Origin of the sequence: Mycobacterium sp., from assembly GCF_049683935.1 — a bacterium.
Taxonomy (GTDB): domain Bacteria; phylum Actinomycetota; class Actinomycetes; order Mycobacteriales; family Mycobacteriaceae; genus Mycobacterium.
Genome location: NZ_JBAUJR010000384.1, coordinates 1 through 7,047, shown reverse-complemented (window position 1 = coordinate 7,047; position 7,047 = coordinate 1). Strand labels below are relative to the sequence as shown.

At 66.8% G+C, this 7,047-nt stretch carries 9 protein-coding genes; 4 read left to right on the top strand and 5 right to left on the bottom strand.

What is annotated here, in order from left to right; genetic code table 11:
- On the top strand, positions 1-468 hold a 468-nt coding region (locus WA965_RS22155; protein ID WP_526448076.1), incomplete at its 5' end, for an alpha/beta fold hydrolase.
- Between the two features lie 6 nt (positions 469-474).
- Here the strand turns inward: WA965_RS22155 and WA965_RS22150 are convergent.
- The 3 genes from WA965_RS22150 to WA965_RS22140 are packed head-to-tail and all read right to left on the bottom strand — an operon-like array spanning position 475 to position 2,804.
- A complete protein-coding gene (locus WA965_RS22150; RefSeq protein WP_526300602.1) occupies positions 475-699 on the bottom strand; it encodes a hypothetical protein in 225 nt (74 codons plus the stop codon).
- A gap of 26 nt (positions 700-725) precedes the next feature.
- On the bottom strand, positions 726-2,003 hold the full coding sequence (locus WA965_RS22145; RefSeq protein WP_526300604.1) for a competence/damage-inducible protein A: 1,278 nt from the start codon (positions 2,001-2,003) through the stop codon (positions 726-728).
- 54 nt (positions 2,004-2,057) lie between these two features.
- Positions 2,058-2,804, bottom strand: coding sequence for a glucose 1-dehydrogenase (locus WA965_RS22140; protein WP_526300606.1), 747 nt, complete (start codon positions 2,802-2,804; stop codon positions 2,058-2,060).
- 79 nt (positions 2,805-2,883) lie between these two features.
- Between WA965_RS22140 and WA965_RS22135 the strand changes: the two genes are divergently transcribed.
- Positions 2,884-3,972, top strand: a complete 1,089-nt coding sequence (locus tag WA965_RS22135) for an NAD(P)H-dependent amine dehydrogenase family protein (RefSeq protein WP_526300608.1) — start codon at positions 2,884-2,886, stop codon at positions 3,970-3,972.
- Here the strand turns inward: WA965_RS22135 and WA965_RS22130 are convergent, their stop codons facing one another.
- Together WA965_RS22130 and WA965_RS22125 are read right to left on the bottom strand one after the other, a co-directional pair.
- On the bottom strand, positions 3,973-4,419 hold the full coding sequence (locus WA965_RS22130; RefSeq protein ID WP_526300609.1) for an ATP-binding protein: 447 nt from the start codon (positions 4,417-4,419) through the stop codon (positions 3,973-3,975). It abuts the gene before it with no gap.
- 45 nt (positions 4,420-4,464) lie between these two features.
- The gene (locus WA965_RS22125) at positions 4,465-4,860 is read right to left on the bottom strand and encodes an STAS domain-containing protein (protein ID WP_526300611.1); all 396 of its coding nucleotides are present in this window, start codon (positions 4,858-4,860) and stop codon (positions 4,465-4,467) included.
- Positions 4,861-5,053: 193 nt separating this feature from the next.
- On the opposite strand from WA965_RS22125, the gene WA965_RS22120 reads away from it, so the two are divergent.
- The gene (locus tag WA965_RS22120) at positions 5,054-5,818 is read left to right on the top strand and encodes an HAD family hydrolase (protein ID WP_526300613.1); all 765 of its coding nucleotides are present in this window, start codon (positions 5,054-5,056) and stop codon (positions 5,816-5,818) included.
- A 53-nt stretch (positions 5,819-5,871) separates the two neighbouring features.
- A complete protein-coding gene (locus WA965_RS22115; RefSeq protein WP_178360288.1) occupies positions 5,872-7,005 on the top strand; it encodes a nitronate monooxygenase in 1,134 nt (377 codons plus the stop codon).
- The last annotated feature ends 42 nt before the right edge of the window (positions 7,006-7,047 follow it).

Below are 7,047 nucleotides of genomic sequence, written 5' to 3'. Positions count from 1 at the left end.
GGTCTGCCGGTGGCGCCGCTGCTCGAGTACGTCGGCACCCCGCTCAGCATGGTCGCCGCAGGACTGATCCGACTCATCAAGCCGGTCGCCGAGCCGGCTCTCTACCTGTACGCGAGCGTCTCCCCCGAGGGCGACCGTCGACTGCTGGTACGGCCCGAGTTCAAGGCGATGTTCCTCGATGACCTGCTCAACGGCAGCCGCAAACAACTGGCGGCGCCCTTCGCCGACGTCGTCGTCTTCGCCCGCGACTGGGGTTTCCGGCTCGACGAGGTCAAGGTTCCGGTCCGCTGGTGGCACGGGGACTGCGACCACATCGTGCCCTTCGCCCACGGGGAGCACGTGGTGGCGATGCTGCCGGACGCCGAAATGTTCACGCTGCCCGGCGAGAGCCATCTCGGCGGGCTCGGCGAAGCCGAGGCCATCATGCAGGCGATGAGCGACCTGTGGGACGCCGCCGAGAAGCGTTGAGTGGCCTCAGCGTTTGAGCCAGCCCCGCACCGTCGGAAGATCTCTGCTGTAGGTCTGCAGGAAGTCATCGTGGTACAGCGTGCCGCCGCTGATGGCGGTATCGCCACGCCAGAGGATGTGCACCCGGACAACACCCTTGTTGAAGTAGTCGCTGCGCTCGGCGACACGGTGATTCCAACCCGCCGCCTCGGCGACCGCTGAGACTTCCTGCCGCTCGTCGGTGTCAACCATCGATAAACCCTCCTGTCGGGGCCACCCTATCCTCCGCCGAGGAGGATCCGCCGCAGCAGATGCAGCGCGATCGTCGTCGAGCGCTCCCGCACATCGGACCTGTTGCCGGGCATCGTCATGGTTCGGGTGACCGTCGAGCTCTCGGAGCCCTCGGCGAGCGCCACCGAAAAGCACACGGTACCCACCGGTTTGGTCGCCGTGCCGCCGCCCGGCCCGGCGATGCCGGTGATCGCCACCGCGGTGTCGGAACCGAAACGGTCCAACGCACCGCGCGCCATCGCGTCGGCCACCGGCTCGGACACCGCGCCGTGCCGGGCGATCAGCGCAGGATCGACGTCGAGCAGTTCGACCTTGGCGGCGTCGGAGTAGGTCACCACACCACCGACGACGTAGGCCGACGAACCGGGCCGCTCGGTGAGCCTGGCGGCCAACAGCCCACCGGTACACGACTCGGCGGTGGCGATGCGGCGCCCTTCCAGCAGGCCCGCGATCTGATCGTCGACCAGCGCCCCGTCCTCGGAGAAGATCTCGCGCGGGTGCCGGTCGCGCAGCGCGGTCATCAGATCGGTGTACACCCCGGCGTACCGCGGCTCATATCGTGTGACGATCTCCAACTCCCCGCGCCGCAGGCACGTGGTGATCTCGAGGTGTTCGAAGCCGTCGACGCTGCTCTCGGCAGCACGCAGGGTGTCGGCGAGGCCCGATTCGGGGAGACCGAACATCCGCACGGTCCGCTGTTCGAACGGTGTCCGGTCGGCGATGGCCGCCAGGACGGCGTCGGTGGTGACGGCGGCGTCCCACATCGGCTGGAGTTCGCGCGGCGGACCGGGCAGAACGACGACGGTGGGTGAGCCCGGAACGACGACGCCGGGCGCGGTGCCCACCGGGTCGAGTACGACTGCGCCGGCCGGCACCAGTGCCTGCTTGCGGTTGGCCGCGCGCACCGCATCAAGATCCACACCGGGGAATCTGGCCATCAGGCCGGTGACGATGTCCCCGATCTTGACCTCGAGCGCTTCGTCGAGCACCAGTTCCCGCTCGCAGAACCGCGCGACCACCTCCACCGTCATGTCGTCGGCGGTCGGGCCGAGGCCACCGCTGGTGATGATGAGGTCGACACCCTCATCGGCGAGGAACCGCAATTGCGCTTCGATATCGGCGGGGCGGTCACCACACAGCGTGATGTGGCGCAGTTCCACACCCAACTCGAGCAGTTGATCGGCGAGCCAGGGCCCGTTGCGGTCCTGGACGCGTCCGGTGAGGACCTCGGTCCCCGTCACCACGATTCCGGCCCGTACGCTCACAAAAGACGACACTACGCATCATTCCGGGCTGCCTTCGCCCCGGCCGGCGGGTGCCTACTTGTGCGGCACGTCGTTGACCAGGCCACCGTCCATGACGAACTCGGCACCTGTGGCATAACGCGATTCGTCACTGGCCAGGAAGACCACGAAGGTCGCCACCTCTTCGGGCTGACCCGGCCGGCCCAGCGGGATCCGCAACATGTTGTCGGGGAAATGCTTGGTCATCGGGGTCCGGATGAAGCCGGGGTGCACCGAGTTCACCCGGATGTTGTGCGCCCCCAATTCCAGCGCTGCGGACTTCGTCAGGCCGCGGACCGCCCACTTCGACGCCACATACGGGTGCACCATGACGGCGCCGCGCAGCCCCTCGATGGAGGAGATGTTGATGATCGATCCGCCGCCGGCGGCCTTCATCGCCTCAACCGAAGCCTGCATGCCGAGGAAGGTGCCGGTGAGGTTGACGTCGATGACCTTCTGCCACTTGGCCATGTCGAACTGACCGATCAGGCCCAGCGCGACGGTGCCCGCGTTGTTGACGAGGACGTTCAGCGCGCCGAAGTCGTTGACCGCGGTGGCGACAGCAGCGTCCCATTCGTCGGCCTGGGTGACGTCGAGATGCACGTAGCGCGCGGAATCCGGTGTGGTCGAGTTGATCTCCTCGGCCAGCTCCTTGCCCTTGTCGTCGAGGATGTCGCCGATGACGACCTTGGCGCCCTCAGCTACCAGGGCCCGGGCATCCTCGGCGCCCATCCCCTGAGCGCCGCCGCTGATGAGTGCCACTTTTCCGTCCACGCGTCCCATGGGGCGACAGGTTACCGCACGGCGATCGGGAAACTAGAACCTGTTCCAATTTTGTCACACACCACGCATACTGCTCGCCATGGCTATTCGTGTGGCGCTCATCGGTACCGGCAACTGCGGCAGCCTGGCGCTGCGGCAACTCATCGAAGATGCCCGCTTCGACCTGACCGGAGTGTGGGTGTCCTCGGACGCCAAGGTCGGCAGGGATGCCGGCGAGTTGGCGCGCCTCGAGGTGACGACGGGCGTCACGGCCGTCAACGACATGGACGCGATCATCGGCGCGGCGCCGGACTGCGTCGTCTACTGCGCGATGGGCGACGTTCGACCGCGTGAAGCGCTGGCCGACGTCCGTGGGTTGCTCGAGGCGGGCATCAACGTCGTCGGATCCTCGCCCGGTTTCCTCGAGTACCCGTGGGGCGTCATCCCCGACAGAACCGTCGAACGGGTGGAAACCGCTGCGCGACAGGGGAATGCCAGCCTCTTCATCACCGGTGTCGATCCCGGGTTCGTCACCGACCTGCTGCCGCTCGCGTTGGCGAGCACCTGTCAGAGCATCGAACAGATCCGCATGATGGAGATCGCCGACTACGCCACCTACGACGGGGCCACGGTGATGTTCGACGTGATGGGTTTCGGCAAGCCCGTCGCACAGGAGGTCGGCGACCTGCCCTTCCTCTACCAGCCCGGCATGCTGAGCTCTGCGTGGGGCGTCGGAATCCGTCAGCTCGCCGCGGGTCTCGGCGTCGAACTCGACGAGATCCGTGACTCCGTCGAGCAGGAGCCCGCCCCGGAGGACTTCGACGTGGCCGTCGGCACCATCAAGAAGGGAACGGTCGCGGCGGTGCGGTTCCTGATCGAGGGAGTGGTCGGGGGCAGGCCCGCCCTCGTGGTGGAACACGTCACTCGGCTGCGCGGTGACCTCCGGCCCGACTGGGCTCAGCCGGCGCAGGAAGGTGGCTCCTACCGGGTGGAGATCACCGGGGAGCCGTCCTACGTCATGGACATCTCGCCGACCAGTCGCAATGGCGACCACAACTACGCGGCGATCCTGGCGGCAGCGGGCCGGATCGTCAACGCCATCCCCGATGTCGTCGCGTCGGCCCCTGGAATCCGGTCGACGCTCGACCTGCCGCTGGTGAAGGGGATGGGCCTGGCCCACCCGTCGTGATCAGAGAGCGCTGATCCCGTTCCATTCGAGCCGCACCCGGGTTCCCGTCGGTGAGGTCTCGATCGTCGCCCGGTCCGACAGTGCCTCCATCAACGGGATGCCGCGGCCCCTGGTCCGCGGCGCGGGATCGGTCTGGCGTTCACGCCAGGTTCCGCGGTCGCAGACGTGCACCGTCAGATTCTGCTCGGCGGGGTGGTAGCTCGCCTGCACGTCGAATGTGCCGGGTTGGTCGGCCAGCAGGTAGGCGAACTCCGCGGCGTTGGCCAACGCCTCGTTGAGGGCGAGCACCACATCACTCGACTTGATGGGATCCAGGTCGAAGAACTGCCGCAGCCATTGCGCGAAGTCCTGACGGGTCCGGGAGACCGTCTCGGCCTCGGCGCGGAGGCCGAAGCGCTCGAAGCGCGTTGCGTTGGCCGTTTCAGCCGGCGGCATGGGATCGATCATGGCTTTCGCTGGCTACCCCGGGAAGCACGTTCCTACGCGACTTTTTTACGCCGTGTGAGCTGCGAGCGCGTCGTCGAGGTTCGGATAGAGGCTGAGGATGTCTGCTATGCCCACCAGTTTGAGCGGACGACTGGTCGCCGGGCCGTCGGCGACGACGCTGATGCTGACGTCGGATCCGGCCTTGTCGTGTGCGGCGACGAGCACGCCCATCCCGGCGGACGCGAGGAACTCGACGTCGGTGAAATCGATGACGACCCCGGCCGGCCCCTGCTCGAGAGCCCCGTTGATCGCGGTTTCGAGCTGGGGTGAGGTGAGCATGTCCACCACGCCGGCCACCGATACGACCGCGACCCGATCGACCCACCGCTCGGTGACCACACAGGTCGACGACGATGCCGCCCCCGACGAGGCGCTGGTGCCTTCGGCTGCTTGCTCGTTCAAGATTCACCTTCCATGTCGGGCCGTCACGCATACGGCAAGTGCACTGACCAGTGCTACTTGCGCAGGCTGCATCCTGAACCCGGCAAGACCAAACTACCGTGGCCGTCTGCTTCGACCCGGCCACAGATTAAACCAGCAGTGCACATGGCGTCCGTACCATGGTGGGTCAACCCCTCGTGAGCACAGGAGCGGAATGACCGCGGACGCCGCAGACCGCACGGATCCGGTAGCGCAGATCGCGGCGAGTCCAGCTGGGCCCCAGGTCGGGGCGTTCTTTGATCTCGACGGCACGCTCGTCGACGGGTTCACCGCCACCGCCCACGCCGGGGACCGGATCCGCCGACGTCAGGCCCGCATCGGTGAGGTGCTGGGGGTGATCGAGGCCTCGATGCGGTACCGATTCGGGCGACTGCACTTCGAGCGGCTCTTGACCCGCGCCGCCGGATACCTGCGGGGTGAATCCCTGGCCGATCTCGACGCCATCGGCGAGCGGCTGTTCAGTGAACGGGTCCGGTCGCGGGTGTATCCCGCGATGCGCGAGATCGTCCTGGCCCATCAGCGGCGCGGGCACACCGTGGTGATGTGCTCCTCGGCGCTGACGATCCACGCCGAACCGGTCGCGCGGTATCTCGTCATCGACCATGTGTTGTGCAACCACTTCGATCTCGACGACGCGGGCCGGCTGACGGGGTTCATCGCCAAGCCGGTGATCTGGGGTAAGCAGAAAGCCGCGGCTGTCGAGCGATTCGCCGAGGCCAACATCGTCGACCTGGCGAGCAGCTACTTCTACGCCGACGGCGACGAGGACGCCGTGCTGATGGCCAAGGTCGGTCAGCCGCGGCCGGTGAACCCGCGCAGGGGCCTCGCGGCGATGGCTGCCGAACAGGGGTGGCCGGTGCTGCGGATGCAGAACCCGGGTAAGGGCTCTCGTGGTGGGCTCCGTGGTGTACTAAAGTAGAACACGTTTCAGTTTTCCTTCTTGTGTTCCCATGGCCATACCAGGAGCGGACTATGCATACTCCCCTGTGCGACCAACTCGACATCGATCTCCCGATCTTCGCGTTCACCCACTGCCGCGACGTAGTGGTCGCGGTCAGCAAGGCAGGCGGCTTCGGCGTGCTCGGTGCGGTGGGATTCACCCCCGAGCAACTCGAGATCGAGCTGAACTGGATCGACGAGCACATCGGTGACCACACCTACGGTGTCGACATCGTCATCCCGAACAAGTACGAGGGGATGGACTCGAATCTGTCCGCCGACGAACTCGCGAAAATGTTGCAGGACATGGTTCCGCAGGAGCACCTCGACTTCGCCAAGAAGATCTTGACCGACCACGGCGTACCGCTCACCGCCGAGGACAACGAGAGCACCCTGCAGCTGCTCGGCTGGACCGAGGCGACTGCCACGCCGCAGGTCGAGGTCGCACTGAAGCATCCGAAGATGACGCTCATCGCCAACGCGCTGGGCACCCCGCCGAAGGACATGATCGACCACATCCACGCGGAGGGTCGCAAGGTCGCCGCGCTGTGCGGGTCGCCCAGCCAGGCGCGCAAGCACGCCGATGCGGGTGTCGACATCATCATCGCCCAGGGCGGCGAGGCCGGCGGACACAGCGGTGAGGTCGGCTCGATCGTGCTGTGGCCGCAGGTCGTCAAGGAGGTTGCGCCGGTGCCGGTGCTGGCCGCGGGCGGGATCGGTAGCGGCCAGCAGATCGCCGCTGCGCTCGCGCTGGGCGCACAGGGCGCCTGGACGGGATCGCAATGGCTGATGGTCGAGGAGGCCGAGAACACTCCGGTGCAGCAGGCGGCCTACGTGAAGGCCGGCAGCCGCGACACCGTCCGCAGCCGTTCGTTCACCGGCAAGCCGGCCCGGATGCTGCGTAACGACTGGACCGATGCCTGGGAGAGCCCGGACAACCCGAAGCCGCTCGGAATGCCGTTGCAGTTCATGGTTTCCGGACTCGCCGTCGCCGCGACACACAAGTACCCCGACGAGACCATCGATGTCGCCTTCAATCCGGTCGGCCAGGTGGTCGGACAGTTCCAGAAGGTGGAGAAGACGTCGGCGGTCATCGAGCGGTGGGTTCAGGAGTATCTGGAGGCGACGGCCACGCTCAACGAGCTGAACGAGGCCGCCAGCGTGTGACGTCGGTGTAGTTGGTCATGCCGAGCACGACCAACTACACCG